The organism is Sphingobium mellinum (genome assembly GCF_037860795.1).
GTDB lineage: Bacteria > Pseudomonadota > Alphaproteobacteria > Sphingomonadales > Sphingomonadaceae > Sphingobium > Sphingobium mellinum.
Genome location: NZ_JBANRK010000006.1, coordinates 58104 through 79733, shown reverse-complemented (window position 1 = coordinate 79733; position 21630 = coordinate 58104). Strand labels below are relative to the sequence as shown.

Annotated in this window: 21 protein-coding genes and 1 riboswitch; of the genes, 10 read left to right on the top strand and 11 right to left on the bottom strand. The window is 67.5% G+C overall.

Annotated features, from left to right (window positions below; translation table 11 throughout):
• Positions 1–57 precede the first annotated feature (57 nt).
• Positions 58–1656: an alpha-amylase family glycosyl hydrolase gene (locus tag AAC640_RS09780; protein WP_340265933.1), complete on the bottom strand. Its 1599-nt coding sequence runs from the start codon at positions 1654–1656 to the stop codon at positions 58–60.
• Positions 1657–1742: 86 nt separating this feature from the next.
• Positions 1743–1931, top strand: a riboswitch (cobalamin riboswitch).
• Between the two features lie 190 nt (positions 1932–2121).
• Between AAC640_RS09780 and AAC640_RS09775 the strand changes: the two genes are divergently transcribed.
• The 7 genes from AAC640_RS09775 to cobU are packed head-to-tail and all read left to right on the top strand — an operon-like array spanning position 2122 to position 7262.
• Positions 2122–2532 (top strand): DUF1636 domain-containing protein, encoded by a 411-nt coding sequence (locus tag AAC640_RS09775; RefSeq protein ID WP_340265932.1) that lies wholly within the window; start codon positions 2122–2124, stop codon positions 2530–2532.
• Complete coding sequence (gene cobT, locus AAC640_RS09770; protein ID WP_340265931.1) at positions 2529–3545, top strand: nicotinate-nucleotide--dimethylbenzimidazole phosphoribosyltransferase; 1017 nt, start codon at positions 2529–2531, stop codon at positions 3543–3545. The genes AAC640_RS09775 and cobT overlap by 4 nt, the downstream gene beginning before the upstream one ends.
• A 20-nt stretch (positions 3546–3565) precedes the next feature.
• Positions 3566–4108: a histidine phosphatase family protein gene (locus tag AAC640_RS09765; RefSeq protein ID WP_422794981.1), complete on the top strand. Its 543-nt coding sequence runs from the start codon at positions 3566–3568 to the stop codon at positions 4106–4108.
• A complete protein-coding gene (locus AAC640_RS09760) occupies positions 4105–4815 on the top strand; it encodes an adenosylcobinamide-GDP ribazoletransferase (protein WP_340265929.1) in 711 nt (236 codons plus the stop codon). The genes AAC640_RS09765 and AAC640_RS09760 overlap by 4 nt, the downstream gene beginning before the upstream one ends.
• Positions 4812–5795, top strand: coding sequence for a threonine-phosphate decarboxylase (locus tag AAC640_RS09755; RefSeq protein WP_340265928.1), 984 nt, complete (start codon positions 4812–4814; stop codon positions 5793–5795). The genes AAC640_RS09760 and AAC640_RS09755 overlap by 4 nt, the downstream gene beginning before the upstream one ends.
• Positions 5788–6729: an adenosylcobinamide-phosphate synthase CbiB gene (gene cbiB / locus AAC640_RS09750; protein WP_340265927.1), complete on the top strand. Its 942-nt coding sequence runs from the start codon at positions 5788–5790 to the stop codon at positions 6727–6729. Before AAC640_RS09755 ends, cbiB begins: the two co-directional genes overlap by 8 nt.
• Positions 6726–7262: a bifunctional adenosylcobinamide kinase/adenosylcobinamide-phosphate guanylyltransferase gene (gene cobU, locus AAC640_RS09745; protein ID WP_340265926.1), complete on the top strand. Its 537-nt coding sequence runs from the start codon at positions 6726–6728 to the stop codon at positions 7260–7262. Before cbiB ends, cobU begins: the two co-directional genes overlap by 4 nt.
• A gap of 69 nt (positions 7263–7331) precedes the next feature.
• On the opposite strand, the gene AAC640_RS09740 is transcribed toward cobU, so the two are convergent.
• From AAC640_RS09740 to AAC640_RS09730, 3 genes are read right to left on the bottom strand one after another with little or no spacing between them, the layout of a single operon-like run.
• Positions 7332–8693 (bottom strand): efflux transporter outer membrane subunit, encoded by a 1362-nt coding sequence (locus AAC640_RS09740; RefSeq protein ID WP_340265925.1) that lies wholly within the window; start codon positions 8691–8693, stop codon positions 7332–7334.
• Positions 8690–11830, bottom strand: a complete 3141-nt coding sequence (locus AAC640_RS09735; protein WP_340265924.1) for an efflux RND transporter permease subunit — start codon at positions 11828–11830, stop codon at positions 8690–8692. Before AAC640_RS09735 ends, AAC640_RS09740 begins: the two co-directional genes overlap by 4 nt.
• 10 nt (positions 11831–11840) lie before the next feature.
• Positions 11841–12953: an efflux RND transporter periplasmic adaptor subunit gene (locus AAC640_RS09730; protein WP_340265923.1), complete on the bottom strand. Its 1113-nt coding sequence runs from the start codon at positions 12951–12953 to the stop codon at positions 11841–11843.
• Positions 12954–13244: 291 nt separating this feature from the next.
• Here AAC640_RS09730 and AAC640_RS09725 point away from each other — a divergent pair, with 291 nt between their 5' ends.
• Both AAC640_RS09725 and AAC640_RS09720 read left to right on the top strand, forming a co-directional pair.
• A complete protein-coding gene (locus AAC640_RS09725; protein ID WP_340265922.1) occupies positions 13245–13982 on the top strand; it encodes a response regulator in 738 nt (245 codons plus the stop codon).
• Positions 13979–15349 (top strand): ATP-binding protein, encoded by a 1371-nt coding sequence (locus AAC640_RS09720; RefSeq protein WP_340265921.1) that lies wholly within the window; start codon positions 13979–13981, stop codon positions 15347–15349. The genes AAC640_RS09725 and AAC640_RS09720 overlap by 4 nt, the downstream gene beginning before the upstream one ends.
• Here the strand turns inward: AAC640_RS09720 and AAC640_RS09715 are convergent.
• From AAC640_RS09715 to AAC640_RS09685, 7 genes are all read right to left on the bottom strand, one after another.
• Positions 15330–15965, bottom strand: coding sequence for an ATP-binding cassette domain-containing protein (locus tag AAC640_RS09715; protein WP_340265920.1), 636 nt, complete (start codon positions 15963–15965; stop codon positions 15330–15332). The two genes, AAC640_RS09720 and AAC640_RS09715, sit on opposite strands and share 20 nt — an antisense overlap.
• Complete coding sequence (gene modB / locus AAC640_RS09710) at positions 15955–16662, bottom strand: molybdate ABC transporter permease subunit (RefSeq protein WP_340265919.1); 708 nt, start codon at positions 16660–16662, stop codon at positions 15955–15957. The genes AAC640_RS09715 and modB overlap by 11 nt, the downstream gene beginning before the upstream one ends.
• The gene (gene modA / locus AAC640_RS09705; protein WP_340265918.1) at positions 16659–17426 is read right to left on the bottom strand and encodes a molybdate ABC transporter substrate-binding protein; all 768 of its coding nucleotides are present in this window, start codon (positions 17424–17426) and stop codon (positions 16659–16661) included. The genes modB and modA overlap by 4 nt, the downstream gene beginning before the upstream one ends.
• A gap of 148 nt (positions 17427–17574) precedes the next feature.
• The gene (locus tag AAC640_RS09700) at positions 17575–18150 is read right to left on the bottom strand and encodes a septal ring lytic transglycosylase RlpA family protein (protein WP_340265917.1); all 576 of its coding nucleotides are present in this window, start codon (positions 18148–18150) and stop codon (positions 17575–17577) included.
• Positions 18151–18463: 313 nt separating this feature from the next.
• Entirely contained in the window at positions 18464–18637 is a 174-nt protein-coding gene (locus tag AAC640_RS09695) for a hypothetical protein (protein ID WP_340265916.1), read from the bottom strand.
• Positions 18638–19083: 446 nt separating this feature from the next.
• Positions 19084–19806, bottom strand: coding sequence for an acetoacetyl-CoA reductase (gene phbB, locus AAC640_RS09690; RefSeq protein WP_340265915.1), 723 nt, complete (start codon positions 19804–19806; stop codon positions 19084–19086).
• Positions 19807–20259: 453 nt separating this feature from the next.
• Complete coding sequence (locus AAC640_RS09685; protein WP_340265914.1) at positions 20260–21039, bottom strand: Crp/Fnr family transcriptional regulator; 780 nt, start codon at positions 21037–21039, stop codon at positions 20260–20262.
• Positions 21040–21307: 268 nt separating this feature from the next.
• Between AAC640_RS09685 and AAC640_RS09680 the strand changes: the two genes are divergently transcribed.
• A complete protein-coding gene (locus AAC640_RS09680; RefSeq protein WP_340265913.1) occupies positions 21308–21610 on the top strand; it encodes a circadian clock KaiB family protein in 303 nt (100 codons plus the stop codon).
• Positions 21611–21630: the final 20 nt, after the last annotated feature.

The window sequence follows — 21630 nt, the reverse complement described above, 5'->3', positions numbered from 1 at the left end:
TTGTATTTTCGGCATTTTCCAAGTCAGCAGATGATGCTGTCTGCTTCGAAAAATGCTCTACTCGCGGATGAACAGCGCGCCATAGGGGGGGAGTCCGCCTTTGCCGCCGCCATTGACCGCCGCGAGCACGGTGCCGTCCGACGCGACAGGGTCCGGCCAGGGGACGGCCTGGCCTGACAGGTTGAAGGCGCAAAGCAGCGCCTGGTCGCCCGCCACCCGGCGGAAGACGAGGCGGTTGTCGTCGGCCAGCAGCAGGTCGAGCCGGCCGTACCGCAGCGCGGGAGTGTCGCGGCGAAGGGCCAGCATCGCGCGGGTGAAGTTCAGCAGAGAGTCGGGGTCGGCTTCCTGTGCGTCGACCGCCTTTGCGAGATTTTCCTCGCCCGGCGGCAGCCAGGGCGGGGCGGTGGAAAAGCCGGCCTCGCTGGCGCCTGCTTCCCAGGGGATAGGGGTGCGGGCGCCGTCGCGTGACAGGGTGAGCGGCCAGTTGGCGATGGCTTCGGGGTCTTGCAAGCGGTCGAACGGGATGTCGACCTGCGTCAGCCCCAGTTCCTCGCCCTGATAGAGGATGGGGTTGCCGCGCAGGGCGATGAGCAGCATCAGCTTGAGCCGGGCGAAGGCCGGGCGGTCCCGCGCCGCGCACCAGCGGGACAGGGCGCGGGGCGCGTCGTGATTTTCAAAGGCCCAGCTCGGCCAGCCCATGCCCGGCTCGTCGGGCCAGAGCGCCACCGTGTCGGCGACCAAAGCCGGGGTCAGCGCGCCAGCGTAGAGGAAGTCAAAGCCATAGGCGCTGTTGAGGCGCTTGTCGCCGGCGGTATAGGCCTTCATCTCCTCCTCGGCGCGGTTGCCGCCGACTTCGGCCATGGTGAAGATGGCGCCATAGCGATCGCACAGTGCGCGGATGCGCTCGACGAAGCCCACGACATCGGGGTGCGACTGGCTGTAGCGGCGGATCTGGTAGTCGAAGGGGCGGGTGCGCGGCTTGCCGTCATCAGGCGCGGGCGGATTGTCGCGCAGGGCGGGATCATGCATCGCATGGTTGAGCGCGTCGAGCCGGAAGCCGTCCACCCCCCGTTCGAGCCAGAAGCGCATCGCGTCCAGCAGCGCGTCCTGCACCTTTGGATTGTGCACGTTGAGCTGCGGCTGGCTGGCAAGGAACTGGTGCATATAATATTGCCGCCGCCGCGCGTCCCAGGTCCAGGCCGGGCCGCCGAAGACCGACTGCCAATTGCAGGGCGGCGTGCCGTCCGGTTTGGGATCGGCCCAGACATACCAGTCGGCCCTGGCATTGATGCGGCTTTCCCGGCTTTCCCGGAACCAGTCATGCTGGTCGGAACTGTGGGCATAGACCTGGTCGATCGTGACCTTGAGGCCCAGTGCGCGCGCGCGGGCGACCAGCGCGTCGAAATCGTCGAGCGTGCCGAAGATCGGATCGACTCCGCAATAATCGGCAATGTCATAGCCAAAGTCGCGCATCGGCGAGGTGAAGAAGGGCGAGATCCAGATGGCGTCGGCGCCCAGCCGCGCGATGTGGTCCAGCCGGCGGGTGATGCCGGCGAGGTCGCCAATGCCGTCGCCGTTCGAATCCTGAAAGCTGCGGGGATAGATCTGGTAGATGACGGCGCCCTTCCACCAGGGCTGATCGGCGCTAAGGGTCATGGCTGGCGGCTCCCGAGGCTGTGCAGGTGCAGCATACACATCGGCGCGCATCCATCTAGCGCTTGCGGGACCGGCTCGGTCCGATTATCAGCGCGGTCGCGACAGGTTCCCCCAAAGGGATGAAAAGGGAAGTCGGGTCAAGCCCGCGCTGCCCCTGCAACTGTGAGCGGAGAGCGGATCGGCCACATCTGCCATTGGGACTGATTCTGTCCCGAGAAGGCGGCCGGACGCGCTGACCCGCAAGCCAGGAGACCTGCCTGACGCAGTCGTTCTTCGACCGGCCAGGGTGTGCCGGACGAACGGGGCTTTCCCGCAGAGCGACAGCCATTGCCTTGCCGGCCCGGCCGTGCGGGGAACGCGGTCCCATCCGCGTTTCCGTGCCGCCTGTCCGGCCGGGCTTGATCGTGTCGGAGGCGGAAGCAGAATGACCTTTTATATCATCCCGGTCGTGGGAGGGCGCCGCTGATGCTGCGGCCCGTTCCCCCAAGTGCGTCGGTCGTGGTCTGTTCGACCTGCCGGCTTTCCGCCGACGAGCGCGAGGATGGCGAGGGGCGGCGCGGCGGCGCGCTGCTGGCCCAGGCCCTGCGCGACGTGCAGGGAAGTGAGCCGGATGCCTATGCCGACATCGTGGTCGAGGAGATGCCGTGCCTCTTCGCCTGTCAGCGTCATTGCACCATCCATGTGCGCGGGCCCGGCAAGGTCGGCTATGTGCTGGGTGACTTTGCCCCCGATGCGGCGGCGGCGCGGGCGATCCTGGACTATGCGGCGCGCCATGCGGCGAGCGAGCAGGGAGTGGTGCGCTATGCCGACTGGCCGGCGGGCGTGAAGGGCCATTTCATCGTGCGCGTGCCGCCCGAAGGCTTTGTCTGCTCATGATGCGTTTCGAGAGCAGGGCGGCGTTCGCGCGGGCGCTGGCGGCGCTTCCACAGGCGGAAGGCGACGCGATCGCGGCGGCGGCGGCGCGGCAGTCGGTGCTGACCAAGCCTGCGGGTTCGCTCGGCCGGCTGGAGGAGATCGCGCTGTTCATGGCGGGGTGGCAGGGGCGCGAGCGGCCCCGCGCCGACCGGATCCGCATCGCGGTGTTCGCGGGAAATCATGGCGTGACGGTGCGCGGGGTCAGCGCTTTCCCTTCGGCGGTGACGGCGCAGATGGTCGCGAATTTCGAAAGCGGCGGCGCGGCGATCAATGCGCTGGCGCGGGCCTGCGGCGCGGAGTTGCGCGTCGTGCCGATCGCGCTGGACCGGCCGACCGCCGATTTCTGCGAAACGCCGGCGATGAGCGAGCAGGATTGCCTCGACGCGCTCAACGCCGGCGCGGCGATGGTGGAGCGCGAGTGCGACCTGCTGATCGTGGGCGAGATGGGGATCGGCAACAGCACGGCCGCCGCCGCGCTGTGCGCGCAACTGCTGGGGGGCGCGCCGGACGATTGGGTCGGGCGCGGCACCGGGGTTGACGATGCGGGCGTGGCGCGGAAGGTCGAGGCGGTGACGCTGGCGCTCGCCCGTCACGGCACCTGTTGCGACAGCGCCTTTGAAAGCCTGCGCCGGCTGGGCGGGCGGGAGATCGCGGCGATGGCGGGCGCCATGGTGGCGGCACGGCTGCTGCGCGTGCCGATGCTGCTCGACGGCTTCATCTGTGGCGCGGCGATGGTGCCGCTGTGGCGGGACAATGCGGCGATCACGGCGCACTGCCTCGCCGCCCATTGTTCGGCCGAGGCGGGGCATCAGCGACTGCTCGACGCGCTTGGCCTGCGGCCGCTGCTTGCGCTCGACATGCGGCTGGGGGAAGCCAGCGGGGCGGCCGTGGCGGCGCAGATCGTGCGGTCGGCGCTGGCCGCGCATGATGGCATGGCGACTTTTGCCGAGGCGGCGGTGGCGGGCGCCTTGTGAGGCATTGCCCCCTGTTCCTGATGCGCCACGGCGTACCCGAAGGGCCGGGGCGGCTGATCGGCCATAGCGACGTGGCCGCCGATCCCGACGGGACGCGATTGTGCGTGGAGCGGGCGCGGGGGCTGGATTTCGTGCGGCTGGTGACGTCCGACCTGGCGCGCGCCTTCGCGCCCGGCGCGATCATCGCGGCGGAACGGCAGATGCCGCACCAGGCGGACGCGCGCTGGCGGGAGCTGGATTTCGGGGCATGGGAGGGGAGCGACCCCGCTGTTTTGCCGCAGGAGGCGCTGGGGCGCTTCTGGGACGATCCCGACCTGTCGCCGCCTCCCGGTGGCGAGCGCTGGGCCGGGCTTTGCGCGCGCGTCGCGGCGGCGGTCGCGGACATTGCCGAACCGACGCTGGTCATCAGCCATGCCGGGGCGATGCGGGCGGCGCTCGCGACGCTGTGCGGCTTTGCCTATCGCCACGCCTGGGCGATCGACCTGCCTTATGGGGCGCTGGTCAGCCTGCGCTTCTGGCCGGGCGCGCGGCCGGGCGCGCAGATCACCGGCCTTGTGGCGTGAGGGCGTTGGTGCTGGCGTTGCAATTGATGACGCGCCTGCCCTTGCCGCGGGTAAGGGCCGACGAGCACGCCTTTGCCGCCGCGATCCGCTGGTTTCCGGTCGCGGGGCTGCCGGTGGGCGCGGTGGTCGCGCTCGCGGTGGCGCTGGGGACGCGGGCGGACCCGTGGGCGGGCGCGCTGATGGGCCTGATCGCCTGGGTGGCAGTGACGGGCGCGCTGCATCTCGACGGGCTGGGCGACATCGCCGATGCGGCCGGCGCCGCGCATGGCGATCGGGCGCGATTGTCGGCGGTGCTGGCCGATCCGCATATCGGCAGCTTCGGGGTGACGGCGATCGTGCTGCAAGTGCTGACGAAGCTGGTGTTGCTGCGGCTGGCGGCGAGCTCGGTGCCGCTGTGGAGCATCATCGCCGTGGCGACCGTCGCGCGGATCGGGCCGCTGGCCTGGACGCTGATGCTGCCGCCCTTGCATGAGGGGCTGGGCAGCCGATTCCGCGCGGGTCTGGCGCCGTGGCATCTTGCCGCCTGGGGCTGCGTCGCGCTGGGTTTCTGCGTGGCGGAGCCGGCGTTGCTGGCCGCTGTCGCGCTGATTCCGCTGTGGGGCTGGTGGGTGCGGGCGCGGATCGGCGGGATCTCCGGCGACGGCCATGGCGCCGGCATCGAAATTGTCGAAAGCGGCCTGCTCGCCGCGCTGGTGGTGGCGCGATGAGCGATGGCTTCACATGGCATGGCGGCCGTTTGGCGCAGGCGCGGGCGACCTATGGCGCCGACGGCGAGCCGTGGATCGACCTGTCGACGGGGATCAATCCGACGCCCTGGCCTGGTGTCGAGGGGATCGCGCCGGACTGGCGGTCGCTGCCCGATCCGGCGGCGATCGCGGCGCTGGAGAGCGAAGCGGCGCGTCATTTCGGCGTGTCCCCGTCCCTTGTCTGCGCGGTGCCGGGCAGCGAGATCGGGCTGCGTATCGTGGGGCAGTTGATCGAGGGCGACGCCTGCCACCTGACGCCCTGTTATCGCACCCATGAAGCGGCCTTCGCCGGGTCGACCCCGGTGCGCGCGCCCGAGGAGGCACCGGTCGGATCCGCCTTGCTGCTGGCCAACCCCAATAACCCGGATGGCCGGCTTTTGAGCCGCGAGCGGATGCGTGACCTGCTTGCCCGGCAGGACGGCGCGGGCGGCTGGCTGGTGGTCGACGAAGCCTTTGCCGACTGCATGCCGTCGTGGAGCATCGCACCGGAACTGGGGGACGATCGGCGGCTGGTCGTGCTGCGATCATTCGGCAAATTTTTCGGGCTGGCGGGCGTGCGTCTGGGGTTCGTGCTGGGTCCGCCCGACATCATCGCGGGTTGCCGGCGGGTGCTGGGCGACTGGCCCGTCTCGGCGGCGGCTGTGGCCTTTGGGGCCGCCGCCTATCGCGACCGGGACTGGATCGAGAGGACCGTCGCGTCGCTGCGGAAAAGAGCGGCGCAGATGGATGCGCTGCTGGCACGGCATGGCATGGCGGGGCAGGGAGCCTGTCCGCTGTTTCGCCTCGTCACGGATGTCGATGCGGCTGGCCTGTTCGACAGGCTGGCGCGCAGGGCCATTCTCACCCGTCCGTTCGACGCGCAGCCCGGATGGCTGCGGCTGGGCCTGCCTCCCGACGAAGCGGCGATGGAGCGGCTAGACAGGGCGCTGGGCGATGCTTGAGCCGGTCGCGGTCGGCGCGCTGGCGATCGACGCCGGCTGCGGATGGCCGGCGCGGCTTCATGCGCGTATCGGCCATCCGGTGGGCGGCTTTGCGCGCCTCATCCTTCATTGCGAGCGGCGGTGGAACCGTCCGGCGTGGGACAATCGCGCGCGCTGGTGGGGCGGCGTCGCGACACTGCTGCTGTTGCTGGCGAGTGCGGCCGGCGCGGGCTGGGCGATCGAACAGGCGGTTCGGCTGCTGATGGGACGCTGGGCCTGGATCGGGCTGGCGATCGCGGCCTGGCCCGGCCTCGCCCAGCGGAGCCTCTATGATCATGTGTATCCGGTGGGACAGGCGCTGCTCACGGGCGACCTGGCCGGCGCGAGAGGCGCGGTGGGCCAGATCGTGGGCCGCGACACGGCCGGGCTGGACGAAGCCGGGGTCGCGCGCGCCGCCGTCGAAAGTCTGGCGGAAAGCTTCTGCGACGGGGTGGTCGCGCCGCTTTTCTGGCTGCTGGTCGCCGGACTGCCGGGCATCTGGGCCTATAAGGCTGTCAATACGGCGGACAGCCTGATCGGGCACAAGGAGGCGCCGTTCACCGACTTCGGCTGGGCGGCGGCGCGCTTCGACGATCTGCTGAACCTTATCCCCGCGCGCATGGCGGGACTCGTGCTTTGCGTGGCGGGCGCGGGCGGATGGCGGGTGCTGTGGCGCGATCACGGCCGCCATGCCTCCCCCAATGCCGGTTGGCCCGAAGCCGCGATGGCGGGCGCGCTGGGGCTCCGCCTCGCCGGCCCGGTCCAGTATGACGGGGTGCGGCATGACAAGCCCTGGATCGGCGGCGAAGGCCGCGATGCGCGGGGCGCGGATGTGGCGGCGGCGCTGCGCGTCTATGGTCGCGCCAGCGCGCTGCTGTGGCTGATGAGCGCGATGGTCGAAGGAGTGCGCTGGTGACGGATTTTCGCAGCCTGCTGGTGCTGGGCGGCGCGCGGTCGGGCAAGAGCCGTTTCGCACAGGCGCAGGTCGAGGCGGTCCCCGGACGCCTTGCCTATATCGCGACGGCGCAGGCCTTTGATGCCGAAATGGCCGCTCGGATCGGTCGCCACCGGGCCGACCGGGGATCGCGCTGGGCGACGGTGGAAGCGCCGATCGACCTGCCCGCCGCCATCGGCGCCGCAGCGCGGGAGGCGGACGCGGTGCTGGTCGATTGTCTGACGTTGTGGCTGTCCAACCTGATGCTGGCGGATGAGGATGTCGACCGATGGCGCGCGGACCTGATGACGGCGATCCTGAGCTGTCCCGTGCCGGTGACGACGGTCGCCAATGAGGTTGGCCTGTCCATCGTGCCCGACAATGCGCTCGCCCGCCGGTTCCGGGACGAGGCGGGTCGGATGAATCAGGAAGTGGCGGCCGCCTGCGAGGGCGCGGTGCTGATCGTCGCCGGGCTTCCGCTCTGGCTCAAAGGGCGTGCGTGCGGGGAAAGCTGAGCTTGGCGGCGTGCCGGCGATGATGACTTCCCCGTGCTGGCTCGCCCTGCGTCGGGCGACCCGGCCGGGTCAGAAATCCGCGCCCGTGACGCGGTAGAGCAGCACCCTGTTCCGCACCAGCTCCAGATCGGTTGCGATGGCGCTGCGCTGCGCCCCATAGAGCGACCGTTGCGCGACCAGGGCATTGAGGAACGGGTCGATGCCAGCGCGATAGCGCTGTTCCGATAGGGCATAGGCCTGCTGGTTCGACAGGACGAGCGCGCGCTGCGCCCGTTGCTGATCGCCGATCGTGCCGGCGCGGGCGAGGCCGTCGGCGACTTCGCGAAAGGCGGTCTGGATCGCGCCTTCATACCGGGCGAGTGCGGCGTCGCGCTGCGCCTTGCTGTAGGCGACATTGGCGCGGGCGCCGCCGCCGAAGATCGGCAGGCCGGCAGAGGGGGCCACGCTCCAGCTGAAACCATTGCTGCTGAACAGCGATGACAGGGCCGAACTGGCGACGCCGATCGCCGCCGTCAGGCTGATCCGGGGAAAGAGGGCAGCCCGGGCCGCGCCGATGTCCGCATTGGCGGCGATCAGTTCATGTTCGGCCGCCAGCACGTCGGGGCGTTGCAACAGCACGTCGGATGACAGGCCCGCCGGAACGGACGCGGTCGACGCGATCAGCTGGTCGAGCGAAACGGGGAGCAGCGCGTCCTCGACGGGCGCGCCGGCCAGAAGGTCCAGCGCATTGCGATCCTGCGCGACCTGGGTGACGGAGGCAGCCACGTCCGATCGCGACTGTTCGACGACCGTTTCCGCCTGATGCACGTCCAGCTTGCCCGCCAGCCCGACGCCGTTCAGCGTCCGGGTGAGCGAGAGCGTTCGTTCGGCACTCGCCAGCGTGTCGCGCGACAGGGCGAGCAATTGCTGGTCGGCGGCGAGCGTCGCATAGGCATCGGCGGTTTCGGCCACCAGTGCGATGCGGGCGGACCGGGCACCTTCCTTCGTGGCGAGAAAGGATTGCAGCGCGGCTTCGCTGAGGTTGCGGAGCCGGCCGAACAGGTCGATCTCGAAGGCGCTGAAGCCCAGGTCCGCGCTGTAGCTGTCCTGCCGGTCGCCATTGCGACGCGCGATGCTGGCCCCGGCTTCGGCCGTGACGGTCGGCAGTTGGGCGGCGCGCTGGATGCGATATTGGGCGCGCGCGGCGAGCACATTGGCAAGGGTGGCGCGCAGGTCGCGATTGTTGGCGAGCGCCCGGTCGATGATCGTGCGCAGGCGCGTGTCGCCGATCAGGCTGGTCCAGGGCAGGCCGACCGGCGCGTCGGTCCGCGCGGGATATGCGGCGCCGGACGGCCAGGCGGCGGGGACGGGCGCGCTCGGTCGGACATAGGTGGGCGCGAGGTTGCAGGCACCGAGCGCGATCAGGCTGACGAGGGGCAGAAGGCGCTTCATGCCGGAACCTCTGCCGGGTTGACCGGCGGCGGGCTGCCCTTGCGGGAGAAGAGCCGCATGATCGTCAGAAAGAAGAGCGGCACGTAGAAGATGGCGAGCAGCGTCGCCGTCAGCATGCCGCCGACCACGGCGGTGCCGATCGCGATACGGCTCTGCGCGCCCGCGCCGGTGGCGATGGCGAGCGGGATGACGCCGGCGATGAAGGCCAGCGATGTCATCAGGATCGGCCGGAAGCGCAGCCGCGCCGCCTCCGTCGCGGCGGCGAAGGCGTCCTTGCCCTGCATCCACGCCAGCTCGGCGAATTCGACGATCAGGATCGCGTTCTTGGCGGCAAGGCCCATGGTGGTGAGCAGCCCGACCTGGAAATAGATATTATTGTCCAACCCGCGCGCCCAGACGGCGGCCACCGCGCCGATCAGGCCCAGCGGAATGACGAGCAGCACCGCAAGCGGGATCGACCAGCTTTCATACAGCGCGGCCAGGCACAGGAACACGACCAGCACCGACAGGCCGTAGAGCAGCGGCGCCTGCCCGCCCGACAGCTGTTCCTGATAGGACAGGCCGCTCCATGCATAGCTGGTGCCGGCGGGCAGCTGCTGTTGCAGGCGGGCCATTTCGGCCATCGCCTCGCCCGAGCTGGCGCCCGGCGCGGACTGGCCCTGTATTTCGTACGAGGATTGGCCGTTGTAGCGGGACAAAGTGGTGGGTCCCATTTCCCAGTGCGTGGCGGCAAAGGCCGAGAAAGGCACCATCTGGCCGGTGGTCGCGGAACGGACCTGCCAGTTTTCGATGTCCGTGGGCAGGGCGCGATACGGCGCGTCGGCCTGGATATAGACGCGCTTCACCCGCCCACGATCGACAAAGTCGTTGATATAGCTGCTGCCCCAGGCGGAGCTGAGAACATCGTCCACATCGCTCTGGGTGAGGCCCAGGACGGCAAGCTTTTCGCTGTCGATGTCGACCTTGAGCTGGGGCGTGTCTTCAAGCGTCGCGGCCCGGACGCCGGCGAGCAGCGGGCTTTGCGCGGCGGCGGCCAGCAGCTTGTTGCGCAGGGCGAGGAAGCGTTCGCGGGACAGACCGCTGCTGTTGAGCAGTTCGAAGGTGAAGCCGTTGGACTGGCCCAGGCCCCGGATCGCAGGCGGCGTCATGGCAAGGACCTTGGCATCGCGGATCGCGGCCAGCTGCTTCGTCGCGCGATTGGCGATCCCGGTGGCGCTGTTCGCCTGACCCTTGCGATGCTCCCAGGGCGCGAGGTTGATGAAGCCCTGGGCGGTATTTTCACCCTGGCCGGCGAAGCTGAATCCCTGCGCCGTGAACATGCTGCCGATATTGTCGGCCTCGTCGTTCATGAAATAGTTGCGCACGCTGCGGATAGCCTCCGCCGTGCGGGACGATTTGGCGCCTGCCGGCAGGGTTATCTGCACCATGAGCTGCCCCTGGTCCTCCACCGGCAGGAAGCTGGTCGGCAGCCGCGTGAAGAGCAGCGCCAGGACGGCGAGGATGACCATATAGACGATCCAGAACAGCGGCCGACGGTGCATCACGCCGTCCAGCCGCCGCATATAACCCGCGGTCACGCGTTCGAAACGGCGGTTGAAGTAGCCGCCCCATCCCTCGTGGCGGCGCTCCTCGCTCGCCGGTTTCAGCAAGGTGGCGCACAGCGCGGGCGAGAGGATCAGCGCGACGAGCACCGACAACAGCATCGATGACACGATGGTGATCGAGAATTGGCGGTAGATGACACCCGTCGATCCGCCGAAAAAGGCCATGGGCAGCAGCACCGCGGACAGCACCAGCGCGATGCCGACCAGAGCGCCGCCGATCTCTTCCATCGACTTGATCGTCGCCGCGCGCGCGTCCAGCCCCTCATCATGCATCAGCCGCTCGACATTTTCGACGACAACGATGGCGTCGTCGACCAACAGGCCGATCGACAGCACCATGCCGAACAAGGTCAGCGTGTTGATGGAATAGCCAAACAGCGCCAGCACCCCGAAGGTGCCGAGCAGCACCACCGGCACGGCGATCGCGGGGATCAGGGTCGCGCGCCAGCTCTGGAGGAAGACGAACATGACCACCACCACCAGGCCCACCGCCTCCATCAGCGTCTGGACGACTTCCTCGACAGACAGGCGGATGAAGGGCGTGGTGTCGCGCGGGTAGCTGACGGTATAGCCATGCGGCAGATTGGCCGACAGCTGCTCGACCTTCGCCTTGACCAGTTCCGCCGTCTTCAGGGCGTCTGCGCCCGGCGCCAGCTGAAGGGCGATGGCGGACGCCGGATGACCGTCCAGCAGGGCGGACGATGTGTAGCTTTCATTACCCAGCTCGACGCGGGCGACGTCCGAAAGGCGGACGACGGACCCATCGCTTTGCGTCTTGACGATGATGTTGCGGAACTGTTCGGGCGTCTGCAACCGTGCTCGCGCCCGGACGGTGGCGTTGAGCTGCTGTCCGGCCGGCGCCGGATCAGCGCCGATCTGCCCGGCCGACACTTCGACATTCTGGGCGCGGATCGCGTTCTTTACATCCGACGGCATCAGCTTGACGGTGGCGAGCTTGTAGGGATCAAGCCAGATCCGCATCGCATATTGCGATCCGAAGGTGCGTGTGTCGCCAATCCCGTCGAGCCGGGATATGGGGTCCTGGAAATTATTGACCAGATAATCCGCGATGTCAGTCTGAGTGGCGGTGTCGGTGCGGTCGTAGAGGGCGACCAGCATCAGGAAATCGGTCTGCGACTTGGTGACTGTCAGCCCCTGTTGCTGCACCGCGTTGGGCAGCCGGCTGAGCGCCTGCTGGACCTTGTTCTGGACCTGAACCTGCGCCGTGTCGGGATTGGTCCCCTTGTTGAAGGTGACGGTGATTCGCGCCTGGCCGTTGGCGGTCGACGAAGATGAGAAATACAGGAGGCCGTCGATGCCGGTCAGCTGCTGTTCGATGACTTGCGTGACGCTGGTTTCGACGGTGTCGGCCGACGCGCCCGGATAATTGGCGCTCACATTGACCGACGGCGGGGCGATGTCTGGATATTGGGCGATCGGCAGGGTCAGCATTGCGCCCAGGCCGGCCAGCATTATGCCGATGGCGATGACCCATGCGAAGATCGGCCGTTCGATGAAATAGCGGCTGAGCATGGCTGTGCCCTTACCTCGCCTGCGCGATGGGCACGGGGCGGACCTTGTCGTCAGGCTCCACCTTGTCCGTGCCTTCGACGATCAGGCGGTCGCCGGCTTTCAGCCCGGCGGTAATCAGCCATTTGTCGCCGATCGCCTGCGCGGCGGTGACGGTGCGGCGCTCGACCTTGTTGGCGCGGTTGACGACCAGGGCGGCGGCATTGCCCTTGGGGTCGCGGCTGATGCCCTGCTGCGGGGCGAGGATGGCGCGCGGCACCACCGATTGCGGCGCGACGACGCGGACGAACATGCCCGGCAGCAACATGCTGTCGGGATTGGGGAAGCGGGCGCGCAGCGTGATGGTGCCGCTGTTGGGATCCACGATCGGCTCGGCGAATTCGACCCGGCCTTCAAGCGGATAGTCCGTGCCGTCGTCCAGCTTCAGGCGGATGACCGCGCTTGCCGGAAGCGCCTTGCCCGCCGCGAGCGCGCGGCGCAGCGCCAGCAGGCTGGCGCTTGACTGGGTGATGTCGACGAAGATGGGATCGAGCTGCTGGATAATGGCGAGCGGCGTTGTCTGGTTCGCGGTGACAAGCGCCCCGGGGGTGACGGCGGATCGACCGATCCGCCCGCTGATCGGTGCGCGGACCTGGGTGAAGTTGAGGTTGATGCCAGCGGTCTGGAGCGACGCACGCGCCTGTTGCACCGCCGCCGCCGCCTGTCGCGCGGTCGCGATCACGTCGTCGCGGTCCTGCGCGCTTACCGCTTCAGTCTGGCCGAGCGCGTGGTAGCGCCGCGCCTTGGCCGCCGTGGCGGCGGCGGTGGCCTGCGCGTTCGCGAGTGCCGCCTGCGCCTCGTCGCGCGACGCGCGATAGAGCGAGGGGTCGATCTGATAGAGCGGCTGGCCCGCGCGGACGTAGGATCCTTCCGTAAAGAGCCGTTTTTGCACCACGCCGGCGACCTGGGGCCGCACTTCCGACATCATCGTCGATGCGGTCCGACCGGGCAGCTCGGTGGAAACGGTCACGTCCTGCGGGGTCAGTGTCACCACACCGACCTCAACCGGCTTCTTTTCCGGCGGCTTCCCACCTCCGCAAGCGGCCAGCAGCAGTACGGACAAGAGCAGAGCGGGGCGCAGCGACATGGCTTCAGACGATCCGATCAGGTTCAGCAAAACGGAAACTTCACCCGGCGCAAGGGGGAGGGGGAGGGAGCGCCGGGTGAAGGTCGGTCCGCGCCGCTGAAGCGCATCCAGCGTAATGGACAGGCCGTACAACGTTCCGCAGCTAGGCGACGGGCGCCGACGCTTCCTCTTGGGCGGTTGGCGCATCACTGCATAGAGCGAGTTGATATCCCCCTGTATCAGAATGTATCGGCGCGTATCCAAGTCGTCAGGGATGCGGACTTTTTCCGATCAAGGCGATAGAAGACGGCCATGCCCATCCTGCCGCCCGTCCGTCTGCCTCGCCTGATCGTCGTCGATGATGATCAGGATATCAGGGATCTTATCGTCGGGCAGCTGCGCCAGGAACAGTATGAGGTAAGCGCGGCGGGCAGTCTGGCGGAGCTGAACGCGGCGATGGCGGGCCACGCGATCGACCTCATCGTGCTGGACTTGAACCTGCCCGACGGCGACGGTCTGGCGCTATGCCGCGAATTGCGCGCGCTGGGCAACGATGTGCAGATCATCATGGTGACCGCGCGGAGCAGCGCGATCGACCGGGTGCTGGGACTGGAACTGGGCGCGGACGATTATCTGACCAAGCCGTTCGAGCCGCGCGAATTGCTGGTCCGGGTCCGCAACCTGCTGCGCCGGGCGCCGGGCGACCAGACGCGCCCGAAGCGGGGACAGGAGGCCGCGCGCATCGCCCGCTTCGGCCGGTGGCGGCTCGACCTGTTCCAGCGCCGGCTGATCGCCGACGATGATCGGCTGGTCATGCTGTCATCGGCTGAATTCCGTCTTCTGTCCCGCTTTGTCGAGGAACCCAACATCGTCCTGTCGCGCGAGACTTTGGTGCCCGAGCGCCGGGCGACGGCGGCGTTCGACCGCTCCATCGACCTTCAGGTCAGCAGGTTGCGGCAGAAGCTGGCGACGCTGCCGGGGGGCGAAGAGCTGATCCTGACGGTCAGAGGCGAGGGCTATGTGCTCGCCGCGCCGGTGACCTACGAATGATGGGATCGCCACTGCGCCGGGCGCGCAACTTCTTTCGGTCGCTGACGGGCCAGATATTCTTGATGCTGACCGTCGGCATGTCGCTGGCCGCCATTGCCGCGCTGTTCGTGGCGGAACAGACGAGCAGCCGAGATTTCGAGCGCTGGCGCCTTCAGCGAGTCGCGGCCAGCGCCGACGACATCGCTCACCGCCTGCAGCGCGATCCGCAGCGGATCGAGGCGATGCTCGCGTCGCAGCAGATCATGGGTGCGGCCACTGCCCCCGCCGGCATTGCCCTGGCCGATCCCGATCCACGGTTGGCGCGGGTGCTCAAGGATCGGTTCGGGCCCGCTTCCAACCCCGAAGCGAGCCAGGTGCCAGCGGGCTTCTGCTTCCCCGCATTTCACTATGATCCGTCCAACCGGGCCGCGGGGCTGATCGGCGCGCCGCGCCCTGATTGCTGGATCGTGCGCTTTACCGACAATAGCGGCGCGCGCCGGTCGATGGCGCTCAACCTGCCGCATTTCGAGCGGCCGCCCAGCCTCGTCGCCAATCCGCTCTACTTTCTGCTGGTGGTTATGTCCTCGGCCGGACTTGCCATCATCGTGGCCCGGCTGGTCGCCAAGCCGCTGCGCCGGCTGGAGCATGCGGCGGAAGCCTTTTCCGTGTCGCTCGACCCGGAGGAGATTCCGGAGCGCGGGCCTGATGAGGTGCGCGCCGCCTTGTCGACCTTCAACCTGATGCAGAGGCGGGTGCGGGACGGATTTGCCCAGCGCACGCAGTTGCTGGCGGCGATCAGCCACGACCTGCAGACACCGCTCACGCGACTGCGGCTGCGGCTGGAGCTGGTGGAAAATGAGGAATTGCGCGCGCGGCTGTTGCAGGATCATCAGGCGATGCAGACGCTGGTGCGCGAAGGGCTCGACCTTGCCGCGAGCACGGAAAGCCAGGAGGAATGGTCGGTCATCGACATAGATTCGCTGCTGATCAGCATGGCGGAGGACGGGCAGGACCTGGGCGCGCCGATCCGCTTTGTGGGCGGATGCGGCGGGACCGCCCGGGTCAAGCCGACGGCGCTCAGCCGTTGCATCACCAATCTGGTGACCAACGCGATCCGATATGGCGGCAGCGCCGAGATCGGCTGCACGCGCCAGGGCAGCCGGCTCCTCATTCACGTCCGCGACCGGGGTCCCGGCATACCGCCCGACCAGCTCGACATGATGTTCGAACCTTTCACGCGCGGCGCGGCCAGCCAGCCGGGTGGAAGGCCGGGGACCGGCATCGGCCTTACCATCGCGCGGTCGCTCGCGCTGACGTTCGGCGCGTCGGTGAAGCTCGCCAATGTCGAAGAGGGCGGCCTGGTCGCGACTATCGATCTGAAGGAATGATGTCGATGCGCCGGGTGCCGAGCCGCTCTGCCTCGCCGGCATCATGGGTCACATAGAGCATCGGCAGCTTCAGGTCGTCGCGGATGCGCAGGATGACGTCGATGATGCTGCTGCGCCGGGCCGGGTCGAGCGAGGCGAGCGGCTCGTCGAGCAGCAGCGCGCGCGCCCCCGACAGCAGCGCGCGGCCGATCGCGACGCGCTGTGCTTCGCCGCCGGAGAGCGAGCGCGGCCAGCGGTCGAGCAGCGGGGCGATGCCGAGGAAGGCGACGACCTCGTCCAGCGTCATCCAGCGATCGTCGGGGCGGGCGAGCCGGTAGCCGTAGAGCAGGTTTGCCCGAACCCGCAGGTGGGGAAAGAGCCGCCCGTCCTGGAATACATAGCCCAGACGACGGTGGTGCGCGGGTCGGTCGATGCTTGCGGCAGCGTCGAACAGCGTGTCGCCGTTGACGCGGACATGGCCTTGATCGGGGCGCAGCAGGCCGGCGATCATGTTGAGGACCGATGTCTTGCCAGAGCCGGACCGACCCCACAGCACGGTCAGGCCGTCGGCGGCGGAGAAGCGGGCGGCGACCCGGCTGTCGCCCATCGTCCGGGCGACGTCGACGTCAAAGGACATGGCCGTTCCGTCCCGCGCGCATGCGGCGGCTCAAGGCTTCGGACAGGATGAGCGCGCCGAGCGAAAGCGTGATCGATACGAGCGCGAGCCGCCAGACCGCCGCATCGCTGCCCGGCACCTGCAGGGCGCTGTAGATCGCCAGCGACAGGGTGCGGGTTTCGCCGGGGATGTTGGATACGAAGGTGATGGTCGCGCCGAACTCCCCGATCGACCGCGCGAAGCCGAGGATGAAGGCGGTTGCGACGCCGGGCAAGGACAGCGGCAGCAGGATTGTGAGGAAGCACCAGCCGGGACCCGCGCCCAGCGTGCGCGCGGCGTCCTCGATACGCCCGTCTATTGCCTCGATCGACAGGCGGATGGCGCGGACCATGAGCGGGAGCGCCATGACACCAGCCGCGATCGCCGCGCCGGTCCAGCGGAACATGACGCTGACACCGAACCAGCGGTCCAGCAACTCGCCGACCGGCCCGGCGGGGCCGAGCGCCAGCAGCAGCAGCCAGCCGATCACCACGGGCGGCAGGACCAATGGCAGATGCACCGCCGCATCGAGCAGCAGCTTGCCGGGAAATCGTCCCCGCGCGAGCACCCAGGCGATCGCGAAGGCGAAGGGCAGGGTCAGGAGTACCGCCGCCAGGCTGACCTTCAGCGACAGGGTGATGATGTCCCAGTCGGCAGCGCTCAGCGGCGGAGCGCTCATCGCGTGCCGAAGCCGTAGCGCCGGAAGATTGCCTTGGCCGGCGGGGAGAGGAGAAAGCGGCGGAACCCTTCCGCCTCAGGATGGTGCGACTGGTTCAGCAGGGCGAGCGGATAGGTTATCGGGGGATGGCTGCTGGCCGGGAAGATGCCGACGATGCGCACCGCCGGGGACGCGCGCGCGTCGGTGGCATAGACGATGCCATAGGGCGCCTGCCGCCGTTCCACGAGGGCGAGCGCGGCGCGGACATTTTCCGCCGCGGCCACGCGCCCGGCCACGGCCGGCCAGACGCCGAGCGCGTCGAGCGCCGCCTTGCCATATTTGCCCGCCGGCACGCTGTCGGGATCGGCCATGGCGAGGCGGCCGGTCCCCAGCGCGCGGGCGAGGGGGAAGCCGGGTCGGATCGTCAGGCTTGTTGCCTTCTGTCCCCCCGGCGCGACCAGTACCAGCCGGTTGGTGAGGAAGATGGTGCGCGTGCCCCGGCGCATCAGTCCCTTGGCGGCGACGGCGTCCATCCAGGCTTCATCGGCCGACAGGAAAAGGTCGGCCGGCGCCCCGGCCTCGATCTGACGGGCCAGCGCCGAGGAGGCGGCGAAGGAAAGGATCGGGCGGCCATGACCCTTCGCGGTCCAGGCGTCGGCGACGGCCGTGAGCGATTCCTGGAGGCTGGCGGCGGCGAGGACCATCGGCCCGGCGTCGCGCGCGGATGCCGGCGCCGCGAAGAACCCGGCAAGCAGCAGGGACAGCAGAGCAAAGGGTCGGCGCATCAGGGCATCCCAAACAATCACGATATACGGTCATATACAGCGGCCGCACCGGATGGCGATGGCTAAATTCCTTCCGAGCATCTTGGCGGACCGCTTCTATCCCCTGGAATCGCGGGCGCGTTTTCGTCCGCTTCGTCGATGCGATCCGTCACCGCAGGCCGGCGGAAGGGGTGCCCGAGCCGCGCGGAAGAGCAAGGCGCGCGCGTTGCGCCGCAAGCGCGTCCCCGGTGAGGGGCGGTCGCTCGGCCGCCGGCTTGCCCTTGCGCAGTCGCTTGCGGTCTTGTTCGGGCGGGTCGACCCGGCGCACGCGGACCGCGACAGGGCTTTGCCGTTCGACGCCCAGCAGCCGCGCGGCGCCGCGCGACAGGTCGATAATGCGGCCCCGGACGAAGGGACCGCGATCATTGACCCGGACCAGCGCCGTGCGGCCGTTCGCGAGATCTGTGACTTCGACATAGGAGGGCAGCGGCAGCGTGGGATGCGCCGCGCTGATTCCCCTGGGGCGGAATTTTTCGCCGCGCGCCGTGCGATCGCCCGACTCATTGCCGTACCAGCTGGCATAGCCGACCGCGTCATAGTTTGGCTGATCGGCCGGCACATAGGTCACGCCGCGCACCTTGTACGGCGGGCCGATGCGGACGGGGTTGTCGGTCACCGGCTGGTAGGACGCGCAGCCCGCCACCAGAAGGCCGGCCAGCGGCGCCAGACGAAAAGGGAAAGTCATGCCTGTGCCCATAACGCGGGACGCGCCGCGCGCTCAAGGGCCATTACCCGCAGCGCGAAGGGCTATGCCGCAACGGCATATTGCCCGGAAGAGAAGCGGAGCGATCCCCCAAAAGGTCGCGCGGCTTGCTTTAAGAGCAGATGCGGCGATCGCCGGGCGGGCGTAGGATCATCCGGTCGCGGGCTTCCGGGGAACGCGCGGCATCGCTGGCACGTCCCCCTGGCCGGCGATTTGGGCCCGGCTGCCCCGACCATTTGCAGGCATCCGGCCGGGCCCGCTCGTTGGACTGCGTGATCGGGAGAACGGGCGGGAGTCAGTCCTTGTCGCGTTGTTGCCGCTTGCGATCGGCATCGTCGATCGCCCTGATGAGATCGTCAAACGCGCCATCGCGAGGAACGGGGAAAAGTCGGGAGAAATTCTGCCCCAGCCGCCGTATATCCTCCTGCGTAAGCAGGCCGATCGCGACAATATCTTCCCGTCTCTCCATCGCGACGACATCTCCTGCACGACATAACGACGCAGATGCGATCTGGTGCCACCAGCTTGCCCGATTTGGAGGAATTCTGTCCCGTTGCGAGGCGGTTACGACGCGCGCCGACGCGCCAGCGCGGTCTCATGGCGTCGGCGCCCCATGCGACGATCGCGGCCTTCTGGCTCGGCGCGGCGACATAGGCGTCGCCAAAGTCGATGGGGGTGCGCAAGACCTTCGGCGCTGTGCCATGTGGTAGCACGCGTGGGACGGGATGAAGACGCACGGGCATGTGACCAGCAGAGCAACTCTGCCGATGCAATCGGATTGGCACATGCTCCAGGCTTTGCCATTCGTCGCCAACCGCGCCGCCAAAAAAAGGGCTGGCGTTGCCGCCAGCCCCAGGGGGAGTTCCTTGCCAAGGAGCTCCGGGTTGCACGTGAAAATCGGTGAGACAGTGGCGCTTAATACATGTGCTGGCCGCCATTGATGGACATGGTGCTGCCAGTGATGAAGCTGGCGTCGTCGCTGCACAGAAAGGCCACGCCGCGCGCGATCTCTGAGCTCTGGCCAAGGCGGCCGACCGGAATCTTGCCCACGATCTTTTCAAGCACGGGAGCCGGTACCGCCGCCACCATGTCGGTATCGACATAGCCCGGTGCAATGGCGTTGACGGTGACGCCATATTTCGCGCCTTCCTGCGCCAGCGCCTTGGTAAAGCCGTGGATGCCGGACTTGGCCGCCGCGTAATTGACCTGCCCATATTGGCCGGCCTGACCATTGACCGAGCCGATATTCACGATGCGGCCCCAGCCCCGTTGCCGCATGCCGTCGAAGGTGGCCTTCGCCATGTTGAAGCATCCGCCCAGATTGATGCGCATGACCTCGTTCCAGTCGTCGAAGCTCATCCTGGCCAGCACGCCATCGCGGGTGATGCCCGCATTGTTGACGAGGATGTCGATGGGTCCAAGCGTTTCGGCAACCTGATGGCAGCCGTCGAGGCACGCCTCGTGATCGGCCACGTCCCAGCGAAAGGCGGGGATCCCGGTCCGGTCGGTGAATGCCCGAGCCTTATCGTCATTGCCGGCATAATTTGCGGCGACGCTATACCCCAGTTCCTTCAGCCTCAGGCTGATCGCCTCGCCAATTCCACGCGTTCCTCCGGTAACAACAGCGACTTTCGTCATTCTCAACATCTCCAGAACAGGGCGAAAACTGCGGAAGTATCAGGGGAGACCGCGTCCGCCCGATCCATCACGGATGATCGGGCGGGCATTTCCAAGGGCACCGTCAAATCCTTGTGATCCATTATGCGTCCCGGCCAGGCACGCGGCTGCGGACGCCGCGATGGGAGGCGGTGAACGAATTCCAAGATATTGAAAAGCCGACATACTTTGTATGCCAAACATATCTGAAAATCAGAAAGTCAGCATAAGCAGAAATGAAGTATAAATGACATCACTTCGTTGAAATAGTTGCAGATCGTCGATTCTCCCCACCGGATCGTCTGGCGCGGAGCCTTCGGTTTCCGTAGGGGAAATCTCCGGGAAGGCGATGACCTTGTCAACGGGGCAAAACAGAAGAAACAACTTATAAATTGTTAGGAACTGCTAATTTTACATGTTTCCATTTGGCTTTACTCAACGTTCCGGCAGGCTGGCGGCGCTTTCTTCGTCGGTCGGATACACACCACTCAGCACCTCCTCGAAATGACGGCGCACCGCTGCGTTGCAGCTACACTGAAGCTGTTGCAGACCGGCGAGATCGGCAACGACGATACTGCCGCGTCGCGTCGCGAGTAGCCCGCGCGCTTTAAGCATCTGGATGATGCGGCTGATATAGCTGCGGCCGACGCCCATCATCGCGGACAGCTGTTCCTGGGTCAGGGGGACTTCGTGATCGCCCGTTCGTTCCATCGCGGCGATCAGCCACTTGGCGGTGCGCTGCTCGATCGAATGCGCCGCGTTGCAGGCTACCGTCTGGAATATGTTCGCCATGAGGCAATCGGCATAGCGCGCGAACAGGAAGCGAAGCGTGATCGATTTGAGCTTGGCTTCCTCCAGATCGGCGGAGGCGATCCGCAGGAAGCGGCCGGGAAACTGTACTTCCGCGCGGGCGTAAGCGGGAAGGCGGCCTTGGCTGACGATGCCGCCGATCGCCCCTTCGCGGCCGATCAGCGCCGTTTCGATCGCCCGGCCGTCTTCCAGCACGACAAGATAGGAGGTGAGGCTGGGGCCGCAGGGAAAATAGACGTGTCCGACATGATCGCCCGGCTCGTACAAGGTAGCACCCCGGTCGCCGCTCCACTCCGTCAGCAGAGGTTCCAGGAGCTGGAAGTCGCCGGGCCTCATGGCCTTCAGAAGATTGTTGTTCAGGCACTCCGCAGGCAATAACCGGGTCATTCCGCCTTGATCGGCCATGCTATCTCCTCCGTGATACCCGGACCCAACGTTCTTTTTGGCCATATGTTCAATAGTGGACAGACAGTCCGTCGTCTTGTGTCTACTTGTTAACGCAAAGCAGCTCGAATTGCGTTCCGTACTCAGGTGTTGTTTGGTCGGGGTGATCTGTCACCCGCCGTTCAGCCCCACATCAGGCGAATGAAATGCTGACCCATCTGGCTGAACATGGTGCGCGAGAAGGCGAGAGCGTTGGAGCAGTGCTTCAAGCCCGGCCCGGCCGACGGTGATGACTGTTGTGATCAGCCTCAATGCGGCAACCAGGCGCAGGCTCAATCTGTATGTCGCGGGGGAAACGCTCGCCACCTTCAGGGCCAGGGCACAGTGTCGCGCGCTGCAGGACGCGGTGACAGGCATCGAGATCGAGGAAATCGATGTGCTCACCCAGCCCGCCTTCGCGGAAGCGGCGAGCGTTATTGCCGGGCCGACCCTGTCCGATGACTCGATTTCGCCACCCCGGCGGATCGTGGGCGATCTGGGCGAGGTGGAACGGGTGCTGCAATTTCTGGGAATTGAAAGGGGGTCCGCGTGACCGTCGACAGCAGCGCCATC